This is a genomic window from Streptomyces ficellus (genome assembly GCF_009739905.1).
GTDB lineage: Bacteria > Actinomycetota > Actinomycetes > Streptomycetales > Streptomycetaceae > Streptomyces > Streptomyces ficellus_A.
The window spans coordinates 3,111,247-3,135,653 of record NZ_CP034279.1; the positions used below are offsets into that span (position 1 = coordinate 3,111,247).

The 24,407-nt window shown below is 71.8% G+C and carries 24 protein-coding genes; 11 read left to right on the forward strand and 13 right to left on the reverse strand.

What is annotated here, in order from left to right:
* Window position 1 precedes the first annotated feature (1 nt).
* The 5 genes from EIZ62_RS13595 to hemL all read right to left on the reverse strand — a co-directional run bounded on the left by EIZ62_RS13595 (window position 2) and on the right by hemL (window position 4,956).
* Window positions 2–742, reverse strand: coding sequence for a cytochrome c biogenesis CcdA family protein (locus tag EIZ62_RS13595; protein ID WP_156692950.1), 741 nt, complete (start codon window positions 740–742; stop codon window positions 2–4).
* Between the two features lie 3 nt (window positions 743–745).
* A complete protein-coding gene (locus EIZ62_RS13600; protein WP_156692951.1) occupies window positions 746–1,375 on the reverse strand; it encodes a TlpA family protein disulfide reductase in 630 nt (209 codons plus the stop codon).
* A gap of 67 nt (window positions 1,376–1,442) precedes the next feature.
* Window positions 1,443–2,699, reverse strand: coding sequence for a polysaccharide deacetylase family protein (locus EIZ62_RS13605; RefSeq protein WP_156692952.1), 1,257 nt, complete (start codon window positions 2,697–2,699; stop codon window positions 1,443–1,445).
* Window positions 2,700–2,968: 269 nt separating this feature from the next.
* On the reverse strand, window positions 2,969–3,652 hold the full coding sequence (locus tag EIZ62_RS13610) for a histidine phosphatase family protein (protein WP_156692953.1): 684 nt from the start codon (window positions 3,650–3,652) through the stop codon (window positions 2,969–2,971).
* A complete protein-coding gene (hemL, locus tag EIZ62_RS13615) occupies window positions 3,649–4,956 on the reverse strand; it encodes a glutamate-1-semialdehyde 2,1-aminomutase (RefSeq protein ID WP_156692954.1) in 1,308 nt (435 codons plus the stop codon). Before hemL ends, EIZ62_RS13610 begins: the two co-directional genes overlap by 4 nt.
* Before the next feature lie 302 nt (window positions 4,957–5,258).
* On the opposite strand from hemL, the gene EIZ62_RS13625 reads away from it, so the two are divergent.
* The 5 genes from EIZ62_RS13625 (at window position 5,259) to EIZ62_RS13645 (ending at window position 9,039) form a co-directional block, all read left to right on the forward strand.
* Complete coding sequence (locus EIZ62_RS13625) at window positions 5,259–5,834, forward strand: hypothetical protein (RefSeq protein WP_208827900.1); 576 nt, start codon at window positions 5,259–5,261, stop codon at window positions 5,832–5,834.
* 19 nt (window positions 5,835–5,853) lie between these two features.
* Complete coding sequence (locus EIZ62_RS13630) at window positions 5,854–6,387, forward strand: GNAT family N-acetyltransferase (protein ID WP_156692956.1); 534 nt, start codon at window positions 5,854–5,856, stop codon at window positions 6,385–6,387.
* 63 nt (window positions 6,388–6,450) lie between these two features.
* Window positions 6,451–7,209 (forward strand): phosphodiesterase, encoded by a 759-nt coding sequence (locus tag EIZ62_RS13635; protein WP_156692957.1) that lies wholly within the window; start codon window positions 6,451–6,453, stop codon window positions 7,207–7,209.
* 154 nt (window positions 7,210–7,363) lie between these two features.
* Window positions 7,364–8,215: an SDR family oxidoreductase gene (locus tag EIZ62_RS13640; RefSeq protein WP_156692958.1), complete on the forward strand. Its 852-nt coding sequence runs from the start codon at window positions 7,364–7,366 to the stop codon at window positions 8,213–8,215.
* An 89-nt stretch (window positions 8,216–8,304) separates the two neighbouring features.
* On the forward strand, window positions 8,305–9,039 hold the full coding sequence (locus EIZ62_RS13645; RefSeq protein ID WP_156692959.1) for a Mut7-C RNAse domain-containing protein: 735 nt from the start codon (window positions 8,305–8,307) through the stop codon (window positions 9,037–9,039).
* Between the two features lie 67 nt (window positions 9,040–9,106).
* Here EIZ62_RS13645 and EIZ62_RS13650 read toward each other — a convergent pair whose 3' ends face one another.
* Window positions 9,107–9,574 carry a MarR family winged helix-turn-helix transcriptional regulator gene (locus tag EIZ62_RS13650; RefSeq protein ID WP_156692960.1) on the reverse strand — a complete coding sequence of 156 codons (468 nt, stop codon included), beginning with the start codon at window positions 9,572–9,574 and terminating at the stop codon, window positions 9,107–9,109.
* A 25-nt stretch (window positions 9,575–9,599) separates the two neighbouring features.
* A complete protein-coding gene (locus EIZ62_RS13655; protein ID WP_156692961.1) occupies window positions 9,600–10,160 on the reverse strand; it encodes a TetR/AcrR family transcriptional regulator in 561 nt (186 codons plus the stop codon).
* A 134-nt stretch (window positions 10,161–10,294) separates the two neighbouring features.
* Between EIZ62_RS13655 and EIZ62_RS13660 the strand changes: the two genes are divergently transcribed.
* Window positions 10,295–11,737, forward strand: a complete 1,443-nt coding sequence (locus tag EIZ62_RS13660) for an FAD-dependent oxidoreductase (RefSeq protein WP_156692962.1) — start codon at window positions 10,295–10,297, stop codon at window positions 11,735–11,737.
* 71 nt (window positions 11,738–11,808) lie between these two features.
* Here EIZ62_RS13660 and EIZ62_RS13665 read toward each other — a convergent pair whose 3' ends face one another.
* Window positions 11,809–12,516 carry an AAA family ATPase gene (locus EIZ62_RS13665; protein ID WP_156692963.1) on the reverse strand — a complete coding sequence of 236 codons (708 nt, stop codon included), beginning with the start codon at window positions 12,514–12,516 and terminating at the stop codon, window positions 11,809–11,811.
* An 89-nt stretch (window positions 12,517–12,605) separates the two neighbouring features.
* Window positions 12,606–13,079 carry a hypothetical protein gene (locus EIZ62_RS13670; protein ID WP_167536375.1) on the reverse strand — a complete coding sequence of 158 codons (474 nt, stop codon included), beginning with the start codon at window positions 13,077–13,079 and terminating at the stop codon, window positions 12,606–12,608.
* 122 nt (window positions 13,080–13,201) lie between these two features.
* Here EIZ62_RS13670 and EIZ62_RS13675 point away from each other — a divergent pair, with 122 nt between their 5' ends.
* On the forward strand, window positions 13,202–13,993 hold the full coding sequence (locus EIZ62_RS13675; protein WP_156692964.1) for an SDR family NAD(P)-dependent oxidoreductase: 792 nt from the start codon (window positions 13,202–13,204) through the stop codon (window positions 13,991–13,993).
* A gap of 70 nt (window positions 13,994–14,063) precedes the next feature.
* Here EIZ62_RS13675 and EIZ62_RS13680 read toward each other — a convergent pair whose 3' ends face one another.
* On the reverse strand, window positions 14,064–15,257 hold the full coding sequence (locus tag EIZ62_RS13680; RefSeq protein ID WP_156692965.1) for an RtcB family protein: 1,194 nt from the start codon (window positions 15,255–15,257) through the stop codon (window positions 14,064–14,066).
* 209 nt (window positions 15,258–15,466) lie between these two features.
* Here EIZ62_RS13680 and EIZ62_RS13685 point away from each other — a divergent pair, with 209 nt between their 5' ends.
* The 3 genes from EIZ62_RS13685 (at window position 15,467) to EIZ62_RS13695 (ending at window position 18,634) form a co-directional block, all read left to right on the forward strand.
* On the forward strand, window positions 15,467–16,315 hold the full coding sequence (locus EIZ62_RS13685) for a DUF3558 domain-containing protein (RefSeq protein WP_156692966.1): 849 nt from the start codon (window positions 15,467–15,469) through the stop codon (window positions 16,313–16,315).
* A gap of 136 nt (window positions 16,316–16,451) precedes the next feature.
* Window positions 16,452–17,186 (forward strand): DUF3558 domain-containing protein, encoded by a 735-nt coding sequence (locus EIZ62_RS13690; protein ID WP_156692967.1) that lies wholly within the window; start codon window positions 16,452–16,454, stop codon window positions 17,184–17,186.
* A 131-nt stretch (window positions 17,187–17,317) separates the two neighbouring features.
* Window positions 17,318–18,634 (forward strand): DUF2637 domain-containing protein, encoded by a 1,317-nt coding sequence (locus EIZ62_RS13695; protein WP_156692968.1) that lies wholly within the window; start codon window positions 17,318–17,320, stop codon window positions 18,632–18,634.
* A gap of 51 nt (window positions 18,635–18,685) precedes the next feature.
* Here the strand turns inward: EIZ62_RS13695 and EIZ62_RS13700 are convergent, their stop codons facing one another.
* Complete coding sequence (locus tag EIZ62_RS13700) at window positions 18,686–18,892, reverse strand: hypothetical protein (RefSeq protein WP_156692969.1); 207 nt, start codon at window positions 18,890–18,892, stop codon at window positions 18,686–18,688.
* A gap of 135 nt (window positions 18,893–19,027) precedes the next feature.
* Complete coding sequence (lysS, locus tag EIZ62_RS13705; RefSeq protein WP_156692970.1) at window positions 19,028–20,770, reverse strand: lysine--tRNA ligase; 1,743 nt, start codon at window positions 20,768–20,770, stop codon at window positions 19,028–19,030.
* A gap of 190 nt (window positions 20,771–20,960) precedes the next feature.
* On the opposite strand from lysS, the gene argS reads away from it, so the two are divergent.
* Window positions 20,961–22,718 (forward strand): arginine--tRNA ligase, encoded by a 1,758-nt coding sequence (gene argS / locus EIZ62_RS13710; RefSeq protein WP_156692971.1) that lies wholly within the window; start codon window positions 20,961–20,963, stop codon window positions 22,716–22,718.
* 66 nt (window positions 22,719–22,784) lie between these two features.
* Here argS and EIZ62_RS13715 read toward each other — a convergent pair whose 3' ends face one another.
* Window positions 22,785–24,155 (reverse strand): helix-turn-helix domain-containing protein, encoded by a 1,371-nt coding sequence (locus EIZ62_RS13715; RefSeq protein ID WP_244375667.1) that lies wholly within the window; start codon window positions 24,153–24,155, stop codon window positions 22,785–22,787.
* Between the last annotated feature and the right edge of the window lie 252 nt (window positions 24,156–24,407).

The window sequence follows — 24,407 nt, forward strand, 5'->3', positions numbered from 1 at the left end:
ACTAGATCCCCACCTGGAAGCCTGCGGACCACCCTTGCATCTCCTGCACCAGGGCGTCCCACGCACCTGTGAGCAGCAGCAGACCGGTCACGATCATCATGCCGCCGCCGATCCGCATCACCCACGCATAGTGCCGCTTGATCCACGTGAAAGCGCCGAGCGCCTTGCGGAACGCGATCGCGGCGAGCACGAACGGCAGGCCGAGACCGAGGCAGTACGCGAGGGTCAGCAGCGCCCCGCGGCCCGCGCTGGCCTCGTTGGCCGCGAGGGCCTGGACGGAGGCGAGCGTGGGGCCGATGCACGGCGTCCAGCCGATGCCGAACAGCGCGCCGAGCAGCGGCGCTCCGGCGAGCCCCGTCACCGGCCGCTTGTGGAAGCGGAACTCGCGCTGGGTGAACCACGGCATGAGCCCGAGGAAGAAGATCCCCATGAGGACCATGAGGACACCGAGGACGGTGGTGAGCGTCTCGCGGTGGGCCTGGAGGGTCCAGCCGAAGTAGCCGAAGAGGGCGCCGCCGGAGACGAACACGGCGGAGAAGCCGAGGACGAAGAGGGCGGCTCCGGCGGCCATCCGGCCCCGCCGGGCCTCGGCCAGGTCGGTGCCGGTGACCCCGGTCACGTACGAGAGGTAGCCGGGGACGAGCGGCAGGACGCAGGGGCTGAAGAACGACACCAGCCCGCCGAGCACCGCGATGGGCAGGGCGAGCAGGAGGGCCCCGCTGGAGACCGTCTCGTTGTACATCGGCTAGTTCCCCGCGGCCTTCGCGGGCGCCTCGTCCTTGAGGATCGGGTCGATCATCGTGCGCAGGTCGGTGTCGTTCAGCGGCTTGAGGGCCCGCGCCGCGATCTTGCCGTCACGGTCGAGGACGATCGTGGACGGGATGCCCTGCGGATTGAGGGTGCCCTTGGGGAAGCCGTAGAGGAGGAGCTCGCCCGCCGGGTCGTACAGGCTGGGGTACGGGACGGCGAAGCTCTCCTCGAAGGCGAGGGCCTGCCGCTTGTTGCCGTCGCGGGCGTTGATACCGACGAACTCGACGCCCCGCGCCTTGAGCTCGTTCGCGACCTTGGTGAAGTGCTTGGCCTCGGCCCGGCAGGGGCCGCACCAGGAGCCCCAGACGTTCAGGACGACGATCTTGCCCTTGAGGTCGGCGACGTCGAGCCGCTTGCCGTCGAGCGTCTCACCGGCGAGCTTGCCGGGGGCCGTGCGCTCACCCTTGGCGACGGTGTCGATGCCGCCCGTGCTGGTGACGAAGTTGGTGTTGCCGCCACCGCCGGACTTGCCGCCCGACTCGCCGCTGCACGCGGTCAGCGCGAGCGCGGCGGCCAGGACACCGGCGGTGAGCAGGGTGCCTCGGGGGGCGCGGCTGAAGCTCATGTGAAAAGTTTCGCATGTGCGTTTCGGGGATCTTGCGCGCCCCCCTGGCTGCCCGTAAAGCCCGATGTCAGGCGGACTTAAGGAAGGTGTTCCAGCCTCCGGCCGGCGATTGGCCGACTTCCAGCGACCGCAGCTTGTCGAGGATCTTCGGGTCCTGGACGTCGAGCCAGTCGCAGAACTGCCGGAACGACACCAGCCGTACGTCCTTCTTCCCGGCCATGCCCTTGAGCGCCTCTTCGACGGCGTCCATGTAGATGCCGCCGTTCCACTGCTCGAAGTGGTTGCCGATGTAGAAAGGCGCACGATTCGATTCGTAGGCGCGCGTGAATCCCGCCAGATAGGCCTCGGTGGCCTGCTTCTTCCAGCCGGGATAACGCGAGGGCATGCCCTTGGTCGTGTTCTTCGACTGGTTGGCCAGGATGTTGTAGTCCATGGACAGGACCTCGAAGCCGTGCCCGGGGAAGGGCATCGCCTGGAGCGGCAGGTCCCAGATCCCCTGGCGCTTCACGGGCCATTTCTGGTGGCCGCCGGGGGAACTGGCGTCGTAGCGCCAGCCGAGCTTCTTCGCCGTGGGCAGGAGGTTGTCCTGGCCGAGGAGGCAGGGCGTGCGGGCGCCGACGAGTTCCTTGCGGTAGTCGAAGGGCAGCGGTTCCAGGTCGGTCCAGCCGGTGATGGTCTTCCACTCGGTGACGAATTTCACCGCCTGGTCGATCTCGCTCTGCCAGTCGGCCGGGCTCCACTTCTCGACCGAGCCGGATCCGGCGCAGAAGTGGCCGTTGAAGTGGGTGCCTATCTCGTGCCCGTCGAGCCACGCCTGGCGCACGTACTTCAGCGTCTGCTTGATGTGGTCGTCGGTGAGGTAACCGATGTCGGAGGCGCCGATGCGGTTGTTGGGCGGGCGGTAGAGGCTCTGCTTCGATTCCGGCAGCAGGTACAGCCCGGAGAGGAAGAAGGTCATCCCCGCGCCGTGGTCCTTGGCGAGTTCCAGGAACCGGGGGAAAAGCCCGTTGCCGACTTCTCCGGCACCGTCCCAGGAGAAGATCACGAACTGCGGCGGGGTCTGGCCGGGCTCCAGGGGAACGGGCTTGTCGGGCTGGTTCGGCTGCTTTCCGGTGTCGGACGTGGAGCCGTCGCCGATGGGCCGCCCCTCCACCTTGCCGGGGGCCGGATCGCCCGAACCGTTCTTGCCACCCTTGCCGGGCGCGTTCCCGGCCCCGTCCGAACCGCCGCCACCGGCACCGCAGCCACTGATCCCGACGGCGGCCGCGGCGGCCGCGGCTCCAACCCCGGCTCCCAGCAGGCCCCTTCGACTGATCCCGCGCATATCGTCCCCATCCGCGCTCGTTCGTTGCCGGACATACCTTCCAAACCGGCAATGAGTGAGAGGGACGCGGCGGGACCCCGGTTGCGTGGAACGGTGGCTGAATCTGCTGCGTGACGAAGCTATTACGCAGGGGTGGGACGGGGCGGCACAAACGGGTCCGGTGCGGGCACGGGGGCGGGCCGGGTGCGGCCACGGGGGCGGCCAGGAGGGCAGGCCGGGGAGCGGACCCGGGGGCGCGCGGCGGGTGGGCCGGCGCCCCCGGGGGGCCGCTACGCGCCGTACGCCTTGGACTTGCCCTTCACCGGCCTGGCCCCGGCCAGCAGGTGCGGCGGGACGAGGTCGCGCGCCGGCTCGCTGTAGCCCACCGACACGATCCGGTCGCCCTGGTACGTGAAGGTGGTCAGCGACGCGAGCGTGCACTGCCGGCGGCGCGGGTCGTGCCACAGCCGCCGACGCTCGACGAAGCTCCGCACGATCCAGATGGGCAGCTGGTGGCTGACGCACACCGCCTCGTGCCCGCGCGCCGCGTCCCGCGCCGCGTTCAGCGCGCCCATCATCCGGACCACCTGGTCGATGTACGGCTCGCCCCACGAGGGCCGGAACGGGTTGGTCAGGTGGCGCCAGTTGGCGGGCCGGCGCAGCGCGCCGTCGCCGACCCCGAAGGTCTTGCCCTCGAAGACGTTGCCCGCCTCGATCAGCCGCTCGTCGGTGGCGAGGTCCAGGGCGTGCGCCTTGGCGATGGGCTCGGCGGTCTCCTGGGCGCGCTCCAGCGGGGAGGCGACGACGTGCGTGACGTCCCGGCCCGCCAGGTGCTCGGCGACCCGGTCGGCCATCCGCCGGCCCAGGTCCGACAGGTGGTAGCCGGCCCGGCGCCCGTACAGGACCCCGTCCGGGTTGTGCACCTCGCCGTGGCGCATCAGGTGGACGACGGTGATGTCCTTGCCGGCGGTCATGCGGTGGCCTCCGCCGCGGCGCGGGCGGCGGCCGGCAGCGCGGCGGCGACGCGCTCGACGGCGCGCTCGTCGTGCGCGGTGGACACGAACCAGGACTCGAACGCGGACGGCGGGAGGTAGACGCCCTGCGCCAGCATGGAGTGGAAGAACGCGGTGAAGCGGAAGGACTCCTGCCGCTTGGCGTCGTCGTAGTCCGCGACCTCGGCGTCGGTGAAGAAGACGGAGAACATGTTGCTCGCCGTCTGGAGGCGGTGGGCGACGCCCTCCTTGTCCAGCGCGCCGGTCACCAGGGCCTGGATCTCCCGCGAGACCGCGTTCACCTTCTCGTACGCCGCGTCGTCCAGCAGCCGCAGCTGCGCGAGACCGGCGGCGGTGGCGACCGGGTTCCCGGACAGCGTGCCCGCCTGGTAGACGGGGCCGGCCGGGGCCAGGTGCGCCATGACGTCGGCGCGGCCACCGAACGCGGCCGCCGGGAAGCCGCCGCCCATGACCTTGCCGAAGGTCATCAGGTCGGGCGTGACGCCGTCGACGCCGTACCAGCCGGCCTTCGACGTGCGGAAGCCGGTCATGACCTCGTCGGAGACGAACAGCGCGCCGTTCTCGGCGCACAGGTCCTTCAGCCCCTGGTTGAACCCGTCGCGGGGCGGCACCACGCCCATGTTGCCGGGCGACGCCTCGGTGATCACGCAGGCGATCTCGCCGGGGTGGGCGGCGAAGGCCTGGCGCACGGCGTCCAGGTCGTTGTACGGCAGGACGATCGTGTCGCCGGCCTGGGCGCCGGTGACGCCGGGCGTGTCGGGCAGCGCGAAGGTGGCGAGCCCGGACCCGGCGGCGGCCAGCAGGGCGTCCACGTGGCCGTGGTAGCAGCCGGCGAACTTCACGACCTTGGCGCGGCCGGTGAAGCCGCGGGCCAGCCGGATCGCCGACATGGTGGCCTCGGTGCCGGACGACACCAGTCGCACCTGCTCGACGGGCTCGATCCGGGCGACGATCTCCTCGGCGAGCGCGACCTCGCCCTCACCGGGCGTGCCGAAGGAGGTGCCCCGGGAGACGGCCTCCTGGACGGCGGCGACGACCTCGGGGTGCGAGTGACCGAGGATCATCGGCCCCCACGAGCAGACGAGGTCGACGTACTCCCGCCCGTCCGCGTCGGTGAGGTACGGACCGGTGCCGGACACCATGAACCGGGGCGTACCGCCCACGGCCCGGAAGGCACGCACGGGAGAGTTCACGCCGCCGGGCGTCACGAGGGACGCGCGGTCGAAAAGCGTCTGTGAGACTGGGGCTTCGTATGAATACGGCACGTTGGTCCTGACCTGCGAGAACGAGTTGACGGCAGCAATGCTCGGGCATGGCGGCCGGGGCGAGGGAGTGGGCCCTCCTTGAACGGCCCGCCTGTCCGCGACGTTGTTTACGACGAGGCGCCGGACCTCCGGGTCTGCGAAACTGGGGCGTCATAGGGAATGCTCACGGAATCCATGGTGTCAGAGGCCCCGACGTTCTTGCGGACAGGTGTTTCACCGCACGTCCGCGGGGGAGGTCACTGTCACGATGATCGGGTTGCGCGGCGGGGGCTGTGTTACCTAAAAAGCAGTCGGGTGGAGATATGCATCGCGGTGGCGGACTGGGCGAGGGGACCGACGACCTGGGTCCTGAGCCTGCCCGGCGGGGGAAGCACCGGCGCGAGCAGGACAGAACCTCCCTGGGACCGATCGGCGGCGGCGGAAGCGGGGGTGGCCGGGGCATGGGGGTGACCTACAAGTACTTCGGCGCTCCCAACGGCGCCACCGCCGCGCGCGTGCCGATCTCGATGCGGCCCGAGGAGCTGGGCGGCGACGAGCTGGGCATGGGCGGCATGTTCACCAAGATCAAGCCCGAGACCATAGCCGCGATGGTGCTGACCGGCATCCAGGGCATGCCGCTCAACAAGGTGCCGCCGCTGGAGCTGGTCGTGCTGCACCCCGACTACGCGGTGGTCAAGCTCCCCACTACGGTGGTCGACCCGCTGCGCGGCATCGGCGAGGAGTCGGTGGGCGCGGCGGCCTTCATATGGTCGACCGTCCCGGACCGCGGCGGCCCGCGCGACGCGTTCAACGTCTACCAGCTGCTGCACGAGTGGCAGGACTTCTCGGTACGGCTCCACGAGGCGGGGCACCAGCCGTACTGCCTGGTGTGGCCCTGAATGTACTGACGTGCCTGATATGGACAGTGACGTGTCGCCGGTACGCATCGAGCCGTGGTCGGAGCGAGACCTGCCCCTCCTCCGGGCCGTCAACGCGCCCGAACTGATGGAGCACCTGGGGGGTCCGGAGACGGACGAGCAGCTGGTCAAGCGGCACCAGAGGTACGTGGACCTGAGCGCGGACCGGACGGGGGCGGGACGGATGTTCCGGATCGTCCTGCGACCGGAGGAGGTCCCGGTGGGGGTGATCGGCTTCTGGGAGCAGACCTGGGACGGGACACGGGTCTACGAGACCGGCTGGACCGTACTGGGCGGTTTCCAGGGGCGGGGCGTCGCGACGGCGGCGACGCGGGCGGTGGCCGAGCGGGCCGGGGAGGCGCGCAAGCACCGGCACCTGCTCGCCTTCCCGTCCGTGGGCAACGGCGCGTCGAACGCGGTGTGCCGGAAGGCCGGTTTCGAGCTGCTCGGCGAGCGCGAGTTCGAGTACCCGCCGGGCAACCCGCTGCTCACCAACGTCTGGCGCCTGGACCTTGAGGCCGCCCGTCGGCGCTGATCACATGGTGCGTGGCCAGCGACCACCAGGCGCCGTCCGGCGTCTTCCGACCCAGGGGGATCCATGCTGCTCGCCCACATCAGCGACCTGCACCTTGACGGCACCGAGCACGCGACGGAGCGGGCGGCCCGGGTCGTCGCCTACCTGAACGGCCTGTCGCGCCAGCCGGACGCCGTGCTGGTGACGGGCGACATCGCGGACCACGGCGCCCCCGAGGAGTACGCGGAGGCGGCACGGCTGCTGGGCACCCTGGCCGCCCCCGCGTTCACCTGCCCCGGCAACCACGACGACCGCGCCGCCTACCGCGAGGTGCTGCGGCCCGGCGGCGAGGGCGCGACGACACCGGAGGGCACCGGGCCGGTCAACCGGTCGCACCGGGTGGCCGGGCACGCGCTGCTGCTGTGCGACTCGACGATCCCGGGCGAGGACGCGGGTCTCCTCGGCGACGAGACGCTCGACTGGCTGGCGCGCACGCTGGACGAGCTGGGCGACACCCCGGCGATCCCGGCGTTCCACCACCCGCCCGCCCTCCTCCACCACCCGTACGTCGACTCGATGAACCTCACTGACGCGGACCGGCTGGCGAACCTGCTGAAGGGGCGGACCAACGTCCCGGCGATCCTGACCGGCCACGCGCACACCCCCGCCGCCACGACCTTCGCGGGCCGCCCGCTCCTGGTGGCGCCGGGCGTCGTCTCGACGCTGCGCCTGCCGTGGGAGAGCGGCGACAGCCTGACGGACCGGGTGGCCCCGCCCGGGGTGGCGTTCCACATGCTGACGGGGGACGGACGGGTGACCACGCACTTCAGGGTCGTGCCGTAGGCGTACGCGAAAACGGTTTGACGGATCGCTCCCCCCCATGGACATTTATCTGCGTCACGCAGATTCTGCGCGAAACATCTACTGTCGTTGTCCGTGTGCGCGGGGCACCGTGGGCACTGCGGGCACCGGCAAGTTCGTGAAGGAGACGTTCACCATGACCGTGCTTGTCACCGGAAGCCGGGGCCGTGTCGGCTCGGCCCTCATCGACCTGCTGCACCGCGCGGGCGTCGGGGTCCGGGCGGCGTCCGCCCGCCCCGCCGACCTCGACCCGCCGGCCGGGGTCGTGACCGCCCACTGCGACCTGGGCGACCCCCTGACCTTCTCCGCGGCGCTCGACGGCGTCGACTCCGTGTTCTTGTACGCCGATCCGCGCCACGCCGAGGCGTTCGCCGCGGCGGCCCGCTCCGCCGGAGTGCGGCACATCGTGCTGCTCTCCTCCAGCTCCGTGCTGTCCCCGGACGCCGAGGTGAACGCGATCGCCGCGTCCCACCTCCGGGTCGAACGCGCCCTCGCCGCCGCCTCCGCCGACGGCTCGTTCGACGTGACGTACCTGCAACCGGGCTCCTTCGCGACCAACGCCCTGCACTGGGCCCCCGCCGTGCGGTCGACCGGCTCCGTGGACCTCCCGTACCCGGGTGCCGCGGGCGACCCGATCCACGAGGCGGACATCGCGGAGGTGGCGTACGCCGTCCTCGGGGACGACCGGCTGCGCGGTTCGTCGTACGTCCTGACCGGCCCCGAGGTGCTCACGTTCGCCGAACAGCTCGGCATCATCGGCCGGGCGGCCGGGCGCGGGATCCGGGTCAACACCGTCACACCGGAGGAGTGGAAGGCGTCGGCCACGCCGTACATGCCGGCGGAGTTCGCCGAGGCGTTGCTCGAGTACTGGAAGACCTGCGCGGCGGCATCCCCGCCTCTGACCCGGACCGTCGAGGAGGTGACCGGGCGGCCGCCCCGTGGCTTCGCGCGGTGGGCGGCCGACCACGCGGACGCGTTCGGCGGCTGAGGAAACACCATTCAACAGCGGGGAGGACGGGGCGAGGCGGCGGCGAAATGATCTGGCCGGTCCGGCGCGCCCGGTGGCATCCTGGCGGCGTGAACGGACCGGAGATCCACATCAGTTTCGCGCCCGGCCTGGCCCTCTTCGTCGCGGCCCCGCGCCGCGGCGGGCGCACCGCCGTGGTCACCGACGGGGTGTCGACCCTCGGTCATGTCGTCGAGTCGCTCGGCGTGCCCCTCACCGAGGCGGGCCGGCTGCTGGTCGACGGCCGGCCGGTCCCGCCCGCCCACGTCCCGGCCGCCGGCGAGCACGTCGAGGTGCTGGGCATCGAGCGTCCGCAGCCGGTCCCGGGCGCCCCGCTCCGGTTCCTGCTCGACGTCCACCTGGGCACGCTGGCACGCCGGTTGCGGCTGCTCGGCGTGGACGCGGCGTACGAGAGCGAGGACATCGGCGACCCGGCGCTGGCCGCGTGGTCGGCCAGGGAGCGGCGGGTGATGCTGTCGCGCGACCGGGGCCTGCTGCGGCGCCGTGAGCTGTGGGCGGGGGCGTACGTCTACAGCGACCGCCCGGAGGAGCAGCTGCGGGACGTGCTGGAGCGGTTCGCCCCGGCGCTCGCCCCGTGGACGCGATGCACGGCCTGCAACGGGCAGCTGACGGACGCCGACAAGGACGCGGTGCGCGGGCGGCTGGAGCAGGGCACGCAGCGCACGTACGACGTGTTCGCGCAGTGCACCGCGTGCAACAGGGTGTACTGGCGCGGCGCACACCACGCGCGTTTGGAGGCGATCGTCGAGGACGCCCTGCGCGAGTTCGGCGACGCGGCCGCCTGAGGTTTTCCCGTCCGGATCAGGCTGGGTCAGGGCCGCGAGGCACGTCACCGGCCTGCCCGGACGCACCCTAGGGCCCCTCCGCGCGCAGGTGTTCGACCTGCGCGGCACTGAGCTCGACCGCGTGCCTCATGTGAGTGGTCAGAAAAGCCAGTTGGTCGTCGGTGTACGCGTCGAACATCGCCGCCCAGGGCGCGTTGAGCCGCTCCCACAGCCTGCCGAGCGCGGCCATCCGCTCGGGCACCACCGCCACCAGCACGCGGCGCCGGTCCACCGCGTCACGCTCGCGCGTGACGTAGCCGGCACGCTCCAGACGATCGACGAGACGGGTCACCGATCCTGTGGTGAGCCCGGTCAGCTCGGCGACCCGGCCGGCGGTGACGGGCCCCGGCTCCAGATCCAGCAGGTTGAGGCACTGCACGTCGGTGGGGTGCAGTCGCAGATGGTCGGCGACGGCCTGGTTGAACAGGGCATAGGCGGCCATGTGACGGCGGGCCTCGCCGGACAGCTCGGCCAGCAGCCGCTTCCTGTGCGCCATGCGGCGATTTTACGCAGCGGCGTCCCTACGCGCGTTCCGCGGTCAGGTAGCGCTGCACGGTCGGCGCGAGCCAGGCGACCAGCTCGTCGCGTGACATCTCCACGGCGGGCGGCAGCCGCAGCACGTAGCGCGCCATGGCCATGCCGAGCATCTGGGACGCGACGAGGACCGCGCGGCGCGGGGCGTCCGCCGGGTCGGGGCACACGGCGGCCGCGACGGGGCCGATCTGCCTGCCGAACATGCTGCGCAGGCGCTCGGCGCCCGCTTCGTTCGTGACCGCGACGCGCAGCACCCCGGTCAGCACGTCGTCCTCCTCCCAGCGGTCGAGGAAGTGCGAGACGAGGACGGCACCGATGTGCTGGGCCGGCATCGCCTCCATCTCGGGGAGTCGCAGGTCGACCTCGGAGGCCGCGGTGAACAGCCCTTCCTTGTTGCTGTAGTAGCGCATCACCATCGCCGGGTCGATGCCCGCGTCCCGGGCGATGGCGCGGATGGTGGCGCGCTCGTAGCCGTCTGCGGCGAACCGCTCCCTGGCCGCCTTGAGGATGGCGGCGCGGGTGGTGTCGGAGCGGCGGGAAGTCGTCACGTCAACAAGCGTAGGCCAACAACCGTTGACATGCCAGCCGGGACGGGTCTACCGTTGCCAACAAGCGTTGACCAACAGTTGTTGACCAACAAGCGTTGACCTCATCTTGGGGATGGGGCACCGAGGAGGCAGCCATGCACGGCACGCCCGGCACGGAAACGCCCGAAACAACCGATCCGCAGACCGACGTCATCGTGGTGGGTGCGGGGCCCACGGGGCTCCTGCTCGCCGGCGACCTCGCCACCGCCGGCCTCAAGGTCACGGTGGTCGAGCGCCGGCCGCACGGGATCAGCAACATGACGCGCGCGTTCGCCATACACGCCCGCACCCTCGAACTGCTCGACGCGCGCGACCTGGCGGACGAGCTGGTGGAGCGGGGCACGCCCGTCACCCAGCTCCGGATGTTCGGCCGGCTGTCGCTGGACGTGTCGGGGCTGCGCACCCGCTTCCCCTTCGTGCTCATCACCCCGCAGTACGAGGTGGAGCGCCTCCTGGAGCGCCGTGCCGTCGCGGCCGGCGTGGAGTTCCGCTACGGCACCGAGCTGCGCGCCCTGCGCCAGGACGGCCACACGGTGACCGCCGACGTCACGGGCGGCACGGACGGTGACGGTGTCCTGCGGGCGCGGTATCTCGTCGGTGCCGACGGCCACCGCAGCGCCGTGCGCCGCGAGTTGGGCCTGCCGTTCCCCGGCCGGTCCGTCATCCGCTCGATCGTGCTCGCCGACGTCCGCCTGACCGAGAGGCCCGGCGACGTCATCACGGCCGACGGCCCCGGCGACACCTTCGCCATGATCGCCCCCTTCGGCGACGGCTGGTACCGCGTCATGGGCTGGGACAGCAACCACCAGGTTCCCGACAGCGCACCGCTCGACCTCGACGAGGTGCGTGACATCGTCCGGCGCAGCCTGGGCTCCGACCACGGCATGCACGACGCCCGCTGGCTCTCCCGCTTCCACAGCGACGAGCGCCAGGTGCCCGCGTACCGGACCGGCCGGGCCTTCCTGGCCGGGGACGCGGCCCACGTCCACTCCCCCGCCGGCGGCCAGGGCCTCAACACCGGCCTCCAGGACGCCGCCAACCTCTCCTGGAAGCTCGCCTCCGTCCTGCGGGGCACGGCGCCCGACCCCGAGGCACTGCTCGACAGCTACCACACCGAACGGCACCCGGTCGGCGCGATGGTACTGCGCAGCAGCGGCGGCCTCGTCCGCCTCGCCATGGCCCACACGCCCCTCCAGCGCGCCGTCCGCTCCCTGGCCGTCGGCATGCTGACCAGCGTCCGCCCGGCCGCCGCCAAGGCCACCGGCATGATCAGCGGCGTCGGCATCACGTACGGAGCACCGCGCGGCGCCCACCCTCTGACCGGCCGGCGCGCCCCGGACCTGGCGCTCACCGAAGGGCGGCTGTACGAGTTGCTCCGCGGGGGCCGGTTCGTCCTCGTCGCCCCGCCGGGGGCCGCCCCGCAGGGCCCGCACACCCCGGTGCCGGGCCAGGTCATACGGGCGAGCTGGGCGAGCGGCGCCCGCCGCGGCACCCTCCTGGTGCGGCCCGACGGCTACATCGCCTGGGCCACGGACTGACCCGCCGACCGTGGGCCGACCCCCGCCCGTCTGCCGCGCCGCCGATCGCCACCGCGCCCCACCCCCCGGGGTCATTCGAGCACGTGCCGCAGATAGGAGCCGGGGTCGGCGAGGTAGCGGCGCCAGTGGTCGACGAGGGCCAGGTCCCGCCACTCCACGCGGCGCAGGCCGTGTTCGCCCACCTCGACGATGTCGGCGCCCGGCAGGGCGGTCAGCAGCGGCGAGTGGGTCGCGCAGACGACCTGGCCGCCCCGCTTGGTCAACTGGTCCAGGTGCCCGAGCAGTTCGAGGCAGGAGCTGAACGAGAGGGCGGCCTCCGGCTCGTCCATCACGTACAGGCCGGGTTGGAGGAACTTGCCGCGGAACGCCGCGAGGAAGCCCTCGCCGTGGCTCACCGAGTCCGGGGCGAAGCCCTCCCGGTCCAGGGCGTCCAGTGCCGTCTCGGCCCGCAGGAAGAACCCCTTGCGGGCGGCCCGGCTCCCGAGCATGCGCCGGCCGCGGGGCGCCGCGTCGAAGCGGACGCGTTCGCCCAGTACCGACTTGCCCCGCTGGGTGGCGTACCGCCAGTCGTGCGAACCACCCCAGGAGTCCAGCCCGAAGCCCTCCGCCAAAGCCTCGACGAGCGTCGACTTGCCCGAGCCGTTCTCCCCGACCAGGAAGGTCACGGGCGCGGTGAACCGCAGCCCCTCCCCCATCAGCTGCCGCACGCACGGCACCGACCAGGGCCACTCGTCCTCGTCGTGGGCGGCGACATGTGCGTACGCGCGTTCGACAATCATGGTCCGAGTGTCACGGCCGCCCCGGCCGCACGGCAAACGTGGCGCCGCCGGAATCAGGCGACGTACGGATTTCAGAAGACGTGCGGATTTCAGAAGACGTACGGGTCGCCCGTCGCGAGCACCAGCACCCGGTGGTCGTTGTCGGCCGGGTTCCGGTCGGTCGCGCCGCCGTTCCAGGCGGTGGACACCCGGGCCGTGAGCTCCTGCGGCGCCCCGGCCGTCCGCAGGCCGAGTACCGTCTCGTGCCGCGTACCGTCCACCCGCAGCGGCCCCGTCGAGCACAGCACCTCGCGGTCGCCGCCCCACACGCACCCGGGCGCCAGCCGGTATCCCGGGGCCAGCGGCTCCGAGAAGACCAGCCGCACGGTGGCGTCCTCGAGCGCGGACGGCCCGCGGTTCTCACTGAGCAGCAGCACGTCGAGCCGCCCGTCCAGCAGGGCGATGTGACCGTGGTGCGACACGTCCGCCTCCGGGGCCACGCTCCCGGCGGCGGCGCCGACCGCGCCCACCACCGTCGCCCACGCGACGGACATCACCAGCAGGCCCCTGCGCATAGCATGCATGCCCGCAACATACCTATATGACCGAATATCATCAGCCTGCCCCGCCGCGAGATCGGGATTTCCGCGGCCACCTATGCTGACCGGTACCGGCCGTTCGATCACCCGCGCGAGGAGCACCCCCCATGACCGCCGCCACCCCCGACTCCCCGGTCGCCGCCCCCGTCGCCGTCGTCACCGGGGCGAGCAGCGGTATCGGCGCCGCCACGGCACGCCGGCTCGCCGAGGCCGGCCACCACGTCGTCCTCACCGCCCGCCGCCAGGACCGGGTCGAGGCCCTGGCCGCCGAACTCACCGCCGAGGGCCACCGCGCCACGGCGTACGCCCTCGACGTCACCGACCGGGCCGCCGTCGACGCCTTCGCGGCGAGCCTCGACCGCTTCCCCTCCGTCGACGTCCTGGTGAACAACGCGGGCGGAGCCCTCGGCGCGGACCCGGTCGCCACCGGCGACCCCGCCGACTGGCGCCGGATGTTCGAGGTCAACGTGATCGGGACGCTCCACATGACGCAGGCGCTGCTGCCCGCCCTCACCGCGAGCGGCGCCGGCACGGTGGTCGTCGTCTCCTCCACCGCGGGCCACGCCACCTACGAGGGCGGCGCGGGTTACGTCGCCGCCAAGAACGGCGCACGCGTCCTCGCCGAGACCCTCCGCCTCGAAATCGTCGGCACCCCGGTCCGCGTCATCGAGATCGCCCCCGGCATGGTCAAGACGGACGAGTTCGCCACCACCCGCTTCCGCGGCGACACCGAGAAGGCGGCCAAGGTCTACGCGGGCGTCCCCGAGCCGCTGTCCGCCGACGACGTCGCCGACACCATCACCTGGGCGGTCACCCGCCCCGCCCACGTCAACATCGACCTCCTGGTCGTCCGCCCCCGCGCCCAGGCCTCCAACACCAAGGTCCACCGCGAGTCCTGACCGGCCCGGTACAAGGGCAGGGCCCCGGCGCCAACCCGCCGGGGCCCTGCCCTTGTGCCGTCGGTCCGCGTCAGCCCTTGACGCACACCACCTGCTTCAGCTTCGCCACGACCTCCACCAGGTCGCGCTGCTGGTCGATGACCTTCTCGATCGGCTTGTACGCACCCGGGATCTCGTCCACGACACCGGAGTCCTTGCGGCACTCCACGCCCCGCGTCTGGTCCTCCAGGTCCCGCGTCGAGAACCGGCGCTTCGCGGCGCTGCGGCTCATCTTCCGGCCGGCGCCGTGCGAGGCCGAGTTGAACGACGCCGCGTTGCCGAGGCCCTTCACGATGTACGAGCCGGTGCCCATCGAGCCGGGGATGATGCCGAAGTCGCCGGAGCCCGCCCGGATCGCGCCCTTACGGGTGACCAGCAGGTCCATCCCGTCGTACCGCTCCTCCGCCACGTAGTTGTGGTGGCAGGAGATCACGTGGTCGAAGGTGACCTTCGCCTTCTTGAACTCCTTGCGCACCACGTCCTGGAAGAGCGCCATCATGATCGCCCGGTTGTACTTGGCGTACTCCTGAGCCCAGAAGAGGTCGTTGCGGTAGGCCGCCATCTGCGGGGTGTCCGCGACGAAGACGGCGAGGTCGCGGTCGACCAGCCCCTGGTTGTGCGGCAGCTTCTGCGCCTGGCCGATGTGGTACTCGGCCAGCTCCTTGCCGATGTTCCGGGAACCGGAGTGGAGCATCAGCCAGACCGATCCGGACTCGTCGAGGCAGAATTCGATGAAGTGGTTTCCCCCACCCAGCGAACCCATCTGCTTCGCCGCCCGGTCCCGGCGGAACCTGACCGCGTCGGCCACACCGTCGAACCGCGTCCAGAAATCGTCCCACCCGGACGTCGGGAAGCCGTGCAGCCGGCCGGGGTCGACCATGTCATCGTGCATCCCGCGCCCGACGGGAATGGCCTGCTCGATCTTCGAGCGCAGCCGGGACAGGTCGCCCGGCAGGTCGTTCGCCGTCAGTGACGTCTTCACCGCCGACATGCCGCAGCCGATGTCGACGCCGACCGCCGCCGGGCAGACCGCCCCGCGCATGGCGATCACCGAGCCGACCGTGGCGCCCTTGCCGTAGTGCACGTCGGGCATCACGGCCAGGCCCTTGATCCAGGGCAGGGTGGCGACGTTGTGCAACTGCCGCATCGCGCCGTCCTCCACCGTCGAAGGATCGGTCCACATCCGGATCGGGACCTTCGCCCCGGGCACCTCTACGTACGACATGATTCCTCAAACCCCCCGAAAAGTATGAAAGCGCAAAAACCGGCTCCAAGGTCCGCGAAAGAGACAGCGGACCGGCATCGACGGCAGTGCGTGCGATACACATTGTGTCCATCGACCGCCGACGGGCGGCAACCCGTTTTCCTTGCGGGAAGGCCCCCGACCGGCACCGGCCGTACCGACCGGCACCAGAGCGAAAGGAGCCCGGGACCGTGCAGCGAAGGGCGTACGTACCCGGTGTGGCCGCACTCCTCGCGGCGCTCACCGCCGGCGTCACCGGCCTCACCGGCTGCACCGCCGGCTCCGGACCGGACGGCGCCGACACCGACTCCAAGGTGGGCGGCACCGCGGACTCCACCGTCCAGCCGGGCAAGTACCGCACGCTGCTCGAACCCTGCGGCGCCGTACAGCGCTCCACGCTCAGGGACCTCCTGCCCGGAGCCGCCCAGCTCCCGGAGGACCAGCGCGAGCGGGTCTACCGCGGTACCGCCTCCGTCACGTACGACACCGACCGCCGCGCCGGGTGCAGCTGGAAGACCGACGGACCGGACGCCTCCCACCAGCTGAGCATCGACTTCGAGCGCGTCGTCTCCTACGACCCCACCGTCAGCGACGACGACCGGGCCCAGCAGGTGTACGCGGGCAAGGAGAGCGCCGCGGGTCTCCCCGCGGCCACCACCACCCCCTCGGACGCCCAGGCGCCACAGGCACCCCAGTCACCGGCACCCCAGGCGTCGGCACCGCCGGGCACGAAGACCCCGCCCGCCACCGGCACCGCCGCACCCACGGCCGGGGCGACGAGCACCACCGCCCCCGAGGGCCTGGAGCCGCGCGTACTGGCCGACCTCGCCGACGCCGCGTTCCTCGACGACGTCCTCAACCGCGCCGGCTCGACCGCGCAGCACCGCACCGTGAGCGTGGTGTTCCGCACATCGAACGTCATCGTGACCATCCGGTACGGGGAGCAGCCCGCCCGGGTCACCGAGGTGCCCGACAGCAAGGAACTGCAGGAAAAGGCCCAGGGGCTGGCCCGGAACCTCGCCGAGAGTTTCGAGGACTAGCCACCCCGCGGTCCGCCCCCGGGCCCTCCGCGCACGTCCCCGTTCGGGCTACGGTGTCGGGACCGCGGACGGCAGAACCGCGGACCCCGTAGCACCACAGGACCGCCGGACCGTACGACAAGCGACTGAAGGAACCATGCACCGATCAGCCCCGCGACTCACCCGCATACTCGCCTGCGCAGCCGTACCGGTGATGCTCGTCGTCGCCGGCTGCTCGTCGGACTCCGACAGCAAGGGCGCCAAGAGCGACTCGGGCGCGCAGTCGCCGTCCGCCGCCGCCTCGCCGCAGGCGGACGTGAAGCCCACGCCGAGCGTCGCGCCCGCGAAGTTCACCAAGCTGCCCGAGGCCTGCAAGGCGATCACCGGCGAGACCGTCGAGGACCTGGTGCCGGAGGTGAAGAACGAGAAGGGCACGCCGGGCAAGTCCAGCGACACCGCCAGCCGCGGCAGCTGCGCCTGGAACGGCCTCGACGACAAGGGCGTCAAGGGCTCGCAGTACCGCTGGCTCGACGTCTCCCTCCTGCGCTACGAGTCCGACCCGTCGCTCGGCAGCGGCGAGCAGCGCGCCCAGGCGAACTACACCAAGGAGGTCGCCAAGGTGAAGGCGACCGAGGGCGCCACCGCGGTCAAGACCTCGCCCGCCGCGGGTGTCGGCAACGAGTCGACCGCCGTCAGCTACGGCCTGAAGAAGACCGACGAGGACTTCAAGTACGCGGTGATCGTGACCCGTACCGAGAACGTCCTCATCACCGTCTCCTACAACGGCGCCGGTTACGCGGGCGCCAAGACCCCCACCCCGTCGGACCTGATGGAGGACGCGGTCAAGGCCTCCAAGGAGGCGGTGGCCGCGGTCGCGGCGGCCAACAAGTAACCGGCGCCGGCGCACGGCGGCAGGCACGCGGTCGCGGAGCCCGGACCTCCCCCGAGGTCCGGGCTCCGCACACGTGTGCCAGGCTTTGCCCGCTCAGTTCCATCAAGGGGAGGGGATCGCGGGTGGCCGCAATGCAGCTCACACGGACGCACCGCATACTCATCGGCGTCGTCATCACCGGTGCGGTGATCATCGCCGGTATCGGTTTCGCCGGTTCGTACGCGGCCGTGCGCGAGCTCGCCGAGAAGAAAGGTTTCGGCGACTTCTCGCTCGTCTTCCCCATCGGCATCGACGCCGGTATCTGCGTCCTCCTCGCGCTCGACCTGCTGCTGACCTGGCTGCGCATCCCCTTCCCGCTGCTGCGCCAGACGGCGTGGCTGCTCACCGCGGCGACGATCGCCTTCAACGGCGCGGCCTCCTGGCCCGATCCGCTCGGCGTGGGCATGCACGCCGTGATCCCGGTGCTGTTCGTGGTGTCGGTGGAGGCGGCGCGGCACGCCATCGGCCGGATCGCCGACATCACGGCCGACAAGCACATGGAGGGCGTACGCCTCACCCGGTGGCTGCTCTCGCCCGTCCCCACCTTCCGGCTGTGGCGCCGGATGAAGCTGTGGGAGCTGCGCTCGTACGAGCAGGTCATCAAGCTCGAACAGGACCGGCTGATCTACCAGGCCCGCCTCCAGGCGCGCTTCGGCCGCGCCTGGCGCCGCAAGGCCCCGGTCGAGGCACTGATGCCGCTGCGGCTGGCGAAGTACGGGGTGCCGCTCGCCGAGACGGCACCGGCCGGTCTCGCGGCGGCGGGCATCGAGCCCGTCCTGCTGCCGCCCACGCCGGCCCTGGTGGAGAAGGCGGCTCCCGAGCCGGCGCTGCTCCAGCACCGGGTGCCCGACGGGCCGGACGGCACCCGGGGTCACGACCACCCCGAGCCGCAGGCCCTGCCGGAAGCGCCGCACACGGCAGAACCGCAGCCGCAGCCGCCGTCGCCGCAGGGGCCGGACCCGCAGCCCCTGCCGGAACAGCCGCCCGCGCCCGAGGACGTGTCGGTCCCGGAGCCGGAGCACCAGCTTCCGGGTAACCACGTGAGCCCCTGGTTCGCCGCCCCGCAACTGCCGCAGGACGCCTACGAGCAGACCGGCTACGAGCAGCGCGGCTACGTCCCCGAGGACCCGGCGCCCGGTGAGGCGCTGCCCAGCGAGACGCTGCCCGGCGAGGCACTGCCCGGGGAGGCGGACGACCCGGACGCCGAGGAGTTCAGCCGCCTCGCCTACCCGGTGTTCCGGCAGTACGTCGACGAGAACAACGACTGGCCGAGCGTGGACGTGCTCGCCATACACCTCGCCGACGGCTACGACATCCGTCACCCGCTCAGCGCGGTCCTGCTCCGCCGCCTGCTGCCCGACTTCAAGGACCGCTACCAGGCGGAGCTGGCCGCCGAGCACATCGCCTGATAAGGCACGGCGCCCAGCCGCCGGGCGCTCGTCCGGCCCGGCGCCCGGCGCTCACACCTGCTTGGCCCGGGTCTTCGCGGTCTCCCCGTACACGGCGAGGACCGCACCGGCGACCGCGATCACGGCGTACCCGGCCGTGGGGATCTCCCACCACTTGTGCAGCAGGCCCCACGGCCCGTCCCCGAAGATCCGTCCCGCGACGCCCAGTACGCCCTGGATGCCGGCGACCCAACCGATGACTGCCACGATCTCCTTCATGACTCCACCGTCCCGCGCCCGGGTGCCGGACGCGTCCTGCGCCGGACCGATACCCGGGTCATCCAAAGGATGCAGGAACGGCGGGAGGGCCCTCACCCCAGGTGAGAGCCCTCCGCGGCACGGGTCCGGTGACGCCTACGCGCCGAGCAGCTTGCGCACCCGGTCGGCGCCCACGGCGAGCAGCAGCGTGGGCAGCCGGGGCCCGGTGTCACGGCTGACCAGGAGGCGGTAGAGCAGGGCGAAGAAGGTGCGCTGGGCGACCTTCAGCTCCGGCGTCGGCTTGGCCTCCGGGTCGAGCCCGGCCATCACCTTCGGCACGCCGTAGACGAGCGTCGTGAGCCCGTCCAGCGACCAGTGGCTGTCCAGGCCCTCCAGCAGCAGGCGCAGCGACTCGCGGCCCTCGTCGTCCAGCGAGCCGAGCAGCTCGGTGTCGGGCTCGGAGCGGACGATGGTGCGCTGGTCGGCCGGGACCTGGGTGGAGATCCAGCTCTCGGCGCGGTCCAGCCGGGGGCGGGCCTCGTCGAGCGAGGCCAGCGGGTTGGCCGGGTCCAGCTCGCTCAGGATGCGCAGCGTCTGCTCGTCGTGGCCGGCGGTGATGTCGGCGACCGAGGCGAGCGTGCGGTACGGCAGCGGGCGGGGCGTGCGCGGCAGCTCACCGGCGGCGGTGCGCACGGCACGGGAGTGGGCGGCGGCGTCGGCGGGCAGCACGCTGCCGTCGGCGACCTTGCCCTCCAGCTTGTCCCATTCGTCGTACAGCCGCTGGATCTCCTGGTCGAAGGCGATCTTGAAGGCCTGGTTGGGCTTGCGGCGCGCGTACAGCCAGCGCAGCAGCGGGGCCTCCATGATCTTCAGGGCGTCGGCCGGGGTGGGGACGCCGCCCTTGGAGGACGACATCTTCGCCATGCCGGAGATGCCCACGAACGCGTACATGGGGCCGATCGGCTGGACGCCGCCGAAGACCTCGCGGACGATCTGCCCGCCCACCACGAACGACGAGCCGGGCGAGGAGTGGTCGACACCGCTGGGCTCGAAGATCACGCCCTCGTAGGCCCAGCGCATCGGCCAGTCGACCTTCCAGACCAGCTTGCCGCGGTTGAACTCGCTGAGCTTCACCGTCTCGGCGAAGCCGCAGGCGCAGGTGTAGGCCAGCTCGGTCGACTCGTCGTCGTACGAGGTGACGGTGGTCAGGTCCTTGCCGCACTGCCCGCAGTACGGCTTGTACGGGAAGTAGCCGCCGGCGCCGCCGGAGCCGTCGTCCTCGCTCGCCGCGCCGGACCCCTCGGCGGCCTCCAGCTCGGCCTCGTCGACCGGCTTCTGCTGCTGCTTCTTCGGCTTGCCGGTCGCCTTGTCCTTCGTCCGGTACCGGTCGAGGACCGCGTCGATCGCGCCCCGCTGCCGCATCGCGTGCAGGATCTGCTCGCGGTAGGCGCCGGAGGTGTACTGCTCGGTCTGGCTGATCCCGTCGTACTCGACGCCCAGCTCGGCCAGCGACTCGGTCATGCCGGCCTTGAAGTGCTCCGCCCAGTTCGCGTGCGGGGAGCCGGCCGGGGCGGGGACGGACGTCAGCGGCTTGCCGATGTGCTCGGCCCACGACTCGTCCACGCCCGCGATACCGGCCGGCACCTTGCGGTACCGGTCGTAGTCGTCCCACGAGATCAGGTGCCGGACCTCGTACCCCCGGCGGCGGATCTCGTCGGCGACCAGGTGCGGGGTCATGACCTCGCGGAGGTTGCCCAGGTGGATGGGGCCCGAGGGCGACAGGCCGGAGGCGACCACGACCGGTTTCCCAGGCGCACGTCGCTCCGATTCGGCGATGACCTCGTCCGCGAAACGGGAGACCCAGTCGGTCTCGGTGCTGCTCTGAGCCACGATCGGCACGTCCTTGGTTCCTTGGGATCTCGAAGGCTGGCGTAAGACATTCTCCCAGACGGAACAACGTCCCCCGAGGTTGTCCACAGCCCGGGCGAAGCCCCGACAAAGAGCTTGCGGACCCGTGGGACACTTGACAACCGGAATAGGCATTCCCCACGGCTCACCCACGACTCACCCACGACAGGAACGGAAGCTCATGGCCTCGGTCCCTTCCCTCGCTTCGACCGTGCAGCAGCGGCTCGCGGACGCCCTCTCGGCTGCCCTGCCGGAGGCCGGCCCCGCCGACCCCCTGCTGCGACGAAGCGACCGGGCCGACTTCCAGGCCAACGGCATCCTGGCGCTCGCGAAGAAGCTCAAGGGCAACCCGCGCGAGCTGGCCACCAAGGTCGTCGAGTCCCTCGGGAGCACCGACCTCCTGAAGGACGTCGAGGTCTCGGGCCCCGGCTTCCTCAACATCACGGTCACCGACCGGGCGATCACCGAGACCCTCGCCGCCCGCGCCGCCGACGACCGCCTCGGCGTGCCGTACGCCGAGCAGGCCGGAACGACGGTCATCGACTACGCCCAGCCGAACGTGGCGAAGGAGATGCACGTCGGGCACCTGCGCTCCGCCGTCATCGGCGACGCCATGGTCAAGATCATGGAGTTCGCCGGCGAGAAGGTCGTCCGCCGCCACCACATCGGCGACTGGGGCACCCAGTTCGGCATGCTCATCCAGTACCTGATCGAGCACCCGCACGAGCTGGACCACAAGGACGCGGACGTCTCCGGCGAGGAGGCGATGTCCAACCTGAACCGCCTCTACAAGGCCGCCCGCGCCCTGTTCGACTCCGACGAGGAGTTCAAGGCCCGCTCACGCGACCGGGTGGTGGCGCTGCAGTCCGGCGACGAGGAGACCCTCGCCCTCTGGCAGCGGTTCGTCGACGAGTCGAAGATCTACTTCTACTCGGTCTTCAACAAGCTCGACATGGAGATCGACGACCCGGACGTCGTCGGCGAGTCCGGCTACAACGACATGCTCGACGAGACCTGCCGCCTGCTGGAGGACTCCGGCGTCGCGGTCCGCTCCGAGGGCGCCCTGTGCGTGTTCTTCGACGACGTGAAGGGCCCGGACGGCAACCCGGTCCCGCTGATCGTCAAGAAGTCCAACGGCGGTTACGGGTACGCGGCCACCGACCTGTCGGCCATCCGCGACCGCGTCCAGAACCTGGGCGCCGACACCCTGGTGTACGTGGTGGACGCCCGCCAGTCGCTGCACTTCAAGATGGTCTTCGAGACCGCCCGCCGCGCCGGCTGGCTGAACGACCAGGTGCACGCCGTGCAGCTCGCCTTCGGCACGGTCCTCGGCAAGGACGGCAAACCGTTCAAGACCCGCGAGGGCGAGACGGTCCGGCTGGTCGACCTGCTGGACGAGGCGATCGACCGGGCGGCGGCCGTGGTCCGCGAGAAGGCCCAGGACCTGACCGAGGACGAGATCGCCGAGCGCGCGGCCCAGGTCGGCATCGGCGCGATCAAGTACGCCGACCTGTCGACCTCCGCGTCCCGGGACTACAAGTTCGACCTGGACCAGATGGTCTCGCTCAACGGCGACACGTCCGTCTACCTCCAGTACGCGTACGCCCGGATCAAGTCGATCATCCGCAAGGCGGGCGACGCGAAGCCGGCCGCCCACCCCGAGGTCGCCCTGGCCCCGGCGGAGCGGGCGCTTGGCCTGCACCTGGACCAGTTCGGCGAGACGCTGGCCGAGGTGGCGTCGTCCTACGAGCCGCACAAGCTGGCCGCGTACCTCTACCAGCTGGCGTCGCACTACACGACGTTCTACTCGGAGTGCCCGGTCCTCAAGGCGGATACCCCCGAGCAGGTCGAGAACCGCCTGTTCCTGTGCGACCTCACCGCCCGCACCCTCCACCGGGGCATGGCCCTGCTCGGCATTCGCACGCCCGAGCGCCTCTGAGCGACTCCCGGCCCGCGACCGGTCGCCGCACGCACCACGCGCGCGGCGACCGGAACGGACCGTCCCTCACCCCTCGTTCGGTACACGCGGCCCCCAGCCGCTGCTCCCCAGGGGGTGGTCGAAGGTGGGCCGCCCCGTGATGGCGCTCGTGGCGAACGGTTTGCCGTTGTCGTCGATCCGCAGCGTCCCCGACCGGTCGCCGCTGCTCCACTCCAGCTCCAGGAACCAGCGCACGGAGTACCCGGCCGTGTGCGCCGTGACCCGCAGCACCTCCGGATCGCTCGCGGACACCGTGTAGGGCAGCCCGACGGCCGGGATCTCCCGGTCGCCCTGCTGCCCCGCGACCGGCACGGCCCGCGGGCGCGCCGCGTCCAGGTTGATGTCGAGGCTCTGCGGCGTCACGTTGCCCCCGCAGCCCACGCCCATCCCGTACGCGTTCCACGGCAGCGGCTCGCCCCGGTCGACCTCCCGGACGTGCAGCGCGTTGAGGACCACCGTCTCCTCCCCGGTGCCCTGCACGACCAGCTCCAGCAGCATGTCGCCGCCCGGCACGCCGCCCAGGGCGGTCACCCAGCCGCGCGCGGCCTGTTCGGAGGGCGGCGGCGGAACCTGCGCGGGCGGTCGGTCGACCACGTACACCTGGCTGCACGGATCGGCCCACACGTACGGGCGCACCTCGACGGCCAGTGGCGGGCGGCCGTCACGCCGCCCGGGTGCCCCGCTCTTCGGCGGCGCCTCCTCAGAGGGCGCGGCCTTCGGGGGCACGGCGCCGGACGGGGACGCGCCGGGCGGCGCAGAGCGGGACGGTGCGGCTGCCGAGGGGGCGGCGGACGGGCCTGCCGCCGGGCCGGTGGCACGGGCCGGCCCGGTACGCCCGGTGGGGTCCGGCGCGGTCCGGTCGCTCCGAGGCGTCTCGGAGCCGATGGTCACCGCCAGCGCGGTCGACGCGGTCGCAGCGACGAGGACCGCGGCGGCGACCGCGAGGCGGATCCGCCGCCGGGGCCGCTGCCTGGCGGCCACAGCGACGACCTCCGGAGCATCAGGCTCCTCACCCACCTCCGCGGAATCGCCCTCTCCACCCACCTCCGCAGAGGCACCCTCAGCCCCCGCCCCCACAGAGGTGTCCTCCACCACGACCGTTTCCTGATCGGCCGGAGGCTCGTCCGGAGGAACCGACGCCGACCGGCCCCGCAGCCGGGCGTCGTCCGCGACGATCCAGCGCCGGTGCAGGGCCACCATCTCGTCCCGGGACGCCCCGCAGAGCCGCGCGAGCCGCTCCACGGGGGCGAACTCCGTCGGTACGGCGTCCCCGTTGCAGTAGCGGTGCAGCGTCGACGTACTCATGTGCGCCCGTTTCGCGAGTGCGCCGTAGCTGAGCCCGGAGCGCTCCTTCAGCCCGCGCAACGCCTCCGCGAAGCCTTCCGTCTCGGTCCCCACCGCTGCCGTCCCTCCACCGCACCATCCCGGGACGGCGTTCCAGGGCCTCAACAAACGTGCAGGCCAGGGCCGTTCCGGCGTTCCAGTGTTCCCCATTGTCCCGTGCCCATTGCCGGTGGATCACGCCGCTGGGCACGGTGTGTCCAGCACCGCAGGAGAGAGGAACCCGATGCGGACCCGATGCCGCCTCCACCTCGTCGACGCCTGCGCCGTCGGCGTCCTGATCGTCTGCACGGCGATCGTCGTCGCCCT

Excerpts from the sequence above, each read along its gene's own strand:
- EIZ62_RS13650 (WP_156692960.1), bottom strand. The coding sequence starts at position 9,574 with ATGGCGCACAGGAAGCGGCTGCTGGCCGAGCTGTCCGGCGAGGCCCGC.
- argS (WP_156692971.1), top strand. The coding sequence starts at position 20,961 with ATGGCCTCGGTCCCTTCCCTCGCTTCGACCGTGCAGCAGCGGCTCGCG.
- EIZ62_RS13625 (WP_208827900.1), top strand. The coding sequence starts at position 5,259 with ATGCATCGCGGTGGCGGACTGGGCGAGGGGACCGACGACCTGGGTCCT.
- EIZ62_RS13700 (WP_156692969.1), bottom strand. The coding sequence starts at position 18,892 with ATGAAGGAGATCGTGGCAGTCATCGGTTGGGTCGCCGGCATCCAGGGC.
- EIZ62_RS13600 (WP_156692951.1), bottom strand. The coding sequence starts at position 1,375 with ATGAGCTTCAGCCGCGCCCCCCGAGGCACCCTGCTCACCGCCGGTGTC.
- EIZ62_RS13635 (WP_156692957.1), top strand. The coding sequence starts at position 6,451 with ATGCTGCTCGCCCACATCAGCGACCTGCACCTTGACGGCACCGAGCAC.
- EIZ62_RS13665 (WP_156692963.1), bottom strand. The coding sequence starts at position 12,516 with ATGATTGTCGAACGCGCGTACGCACATGTCGCCGCCCACGACGAGGAC.
- EIZ62_RS13670 (WP_167536375.1), bottom strand. The coding sequence starts at position 13,079 with ATGCATGCTATGCGCAGGGGCCTGCTGGTGATGTCCGTCGCGTGGGCG.
- EIZ62_RS13605 (WP_156692952.1), bottom strand. The coding sequence starts at position 2,699 with ATGCGCGGGATCAGTCGAAGGGGCCTGCTGGGAGCCGGGGTTGGAGCC.
- EIZ62_RS13660 (WP_156692962.1), top strand. The coding sequence starts at position 10,295 with ATGCACGGCACGCCCGGCACGGAAACGCCCGAAACAACCGATCCGCAG.
- EIZ62_RS13690 (WP_156692967.1), top strand. The coding sequence starts at position 16,452 with ATGCACCGATCAGCCCCGCGACTCACCCGCATACTCGCCTGCGCAGCC.
- EIZ62_RS13610 (WP_156692953.1), bottom strand. The coding sequence starts at position 3,652 with ATGACCGCCGGCAAGGACATCACCGTCGTCCACCTGATGCGCCACGGC.
- EIZ62_RS13675 (WP_156692964.1), top strand. The coding sequence starts at position 13,202 with ATGACCGCCGCCACCCCCGACTCCCCGGTCGCCGCCCCCGTCGCCGTC.
- EIZ62_RS13630 (WP_156692956.1), top strand. The coding sequence starts at position 5,854 with ATGGACAGTGACGTGTCGCCGGTACGCATCGAGCCGTGGTCGGAGCGA.
- EIZ62_RS13640 (WP_156692958.1), top strand. The coding sequence starts at position 7,364 with ATGACCGTGCTTGTCACCGGAAGCCGGGGCCGTGTCGGCTCGGCCCTC.
- EIZ62_RS13680 (WP_156692965.1), bottom strand. The coding sequence starts at position 15,257 with ATGTCGTACGTAGAGGTGCCCGGGGCGAAGGTCCCGATCCGGATGTGG.
- EIZ62_RS13695 (WP_156692968.1), top strand. The coding sequence starts at position 17,318 with ATGCAGCTCACACGGACGCACCGCATACTCATCGGCGTCGTCATCACC.
- EIZ62_RS13595 (WP_156692950.1), bottom strand. The coding sequence starts at position 742 with ATGTACAACGAGACGGTCTCCAGCGGGGCCCTCCTGCTCGCCCTGCCC.